This is a genomic window from Thauera sp., from assembly GCF_035444905.1.
In the GTDB taxonomy this organism is placed as follows: Bacteria; Pseudomonadota; Gammaproteobacteria; order Burkholderiales; family Rhodocyclaceae; genus Thauera.
In genome coordinates this window covers 1-1349 of the sequence record NZ_DAOMPS010000150.1, presented here as the reverse complement: position 1 = coordinate 1349, position 1349 = coordinate 1, and the positions used below count along the sequence as shown (strand labels likewise).

General features: G+C 64.7%; 2 protein-coding genes. One reads left to right on the top strand and one right to left on the bottom strand.

Annotated elements, in window-relative coordinates:
- Positions 1-8: 8 nt before the first annotated feature.
- On the bottom strand, positions 9-1193 hold the full coding sequence (locus tag PLC66_RS22725) for an IS4 family transposase (RefSeq protein ID WP_110820759.1): 1185 nt from the start codon (positions 1191-1193) through the stop codon (positions 9-11).
- On the opposite strand from PLC66_RS22725, the gene PLC66_RS22720 reads away from it, so the two are divergent.
- Positions 1086-1349 (top strand): hypothetical protein (locus PLC66_RS22720; protein WP_205231575.1); only part of this gene is annotated, 264 nt, incomplete at its 3' end. The genes PLC66_RS22725 and PLC66_RS22720 overlap by 108 nt on opposite strands.

Below are 1349 nucleotides of genomic sequence, written 5' to 3'. Positions count from 1 at the left end.
CAATGCTCTCAACTTAACGCTCCCTTATAGGACATATGCAAATGTGGCTTGCTTCGGGGCGGTCGTGGGTAGCTTCTGCCTGGCTGGATGCGGCATCGACTGCGGCCCATGGCGGCCAGGGTATCGGGCAATGCCGCCCATGCCTGAGCGATGCCGAGCAGGCACCCGGCGAGGATGGGCTTGAGTGCGCCGAATGCGTAGGTGCGATTCGGGCGGGAGCCGGTCTGGATGGCGTCGTCAGTGCCGCTGCCGCTGAGCAGTGCGCACAGGTTGTCGGCCAGGATCTTGGCGGCGAAGTCCTGCTGCAGGGCGAGGTAGTTCAACCCCGTCGTGGCCTCGAGGCGCAGACGATGCTTGATGCGCTTGAAGGCCTCCTCGACGCGCCAGCGCTGGTGATAGAGCGCGCTGAACTGCGCGGCCGGATACGACTGGGCATCGAGCAGGTTGGTCATCAGGACGCGGATCTGGCCGTTCGGAGCGATGTTGCGGATCAGGCGCACGGTGGTGGCGGTGCGGGCCAGATCGAACGTGCTGGCATCGCGTGCGGTGGGCGGCGACAGTGTGACCACGCGCTCGGCCTCGTTCGAGCGTCGGAAGTCGGCGACGCAACGCCAGCCGCTGGCATCGACGCGCAGACAGAAGGCCATGCCGTGTTGCGCCAGCGTCGCTGCCATGGTGTTGCCGACGTAACCTCGGTCGAGCACGAGCAGATCCTGCGCCGGATCGAGTGCGTCGAGCGCCTCGAACAGCATCTGCCGCTCCGAGCCGTCGGCCGGATGCAGACTGGCGTGCAGCGTGAGTTCGGTGCCCGGCAGAAACAAGGCAAACGCGTAGTGGTCCGCCGTCAGTGCGGCCGTCTTGCGTGTCGACACACGCAGGCGCGACGCATCAGCCGCCACCACGCGGCGGCCATTCCAGCGTGCCGCCTCTATGTGCGGGCGCGCCAGGTGCAGCAGGTGCGCACTGGCCAATTCGAACAGCCGGCCCGAAAACCCCTGGCGGGCCTTGCTGAAGGCCTGTGCGCTGACCTCGCGGATCCGCCCGGGCACCGCATGCAGGCGACCGAAAAAGGCGTCGAGTTCGGCTTGAACGCTCGCGCACATGCCCGAGATCATCATGGCCGCCAGGCGCGGCAGGGTGAGCTTGCGATCGCGGGTGAAGGCCCCAGGCCGAAGACGTACCTGCTCGGCCAGCGCGGGGTCGAGCAGAAAGTCAGCGAACTCGGACAGCAGCGACTCGTGGTCGAGTATTCGAGTTCATATTGTCTATTTATCAATGACTTAACGAACGCCATTTTACCCGTTTCCCATAGGGTTCACAAGGGCTATAAGCTAAAGTTGAGAGCATTG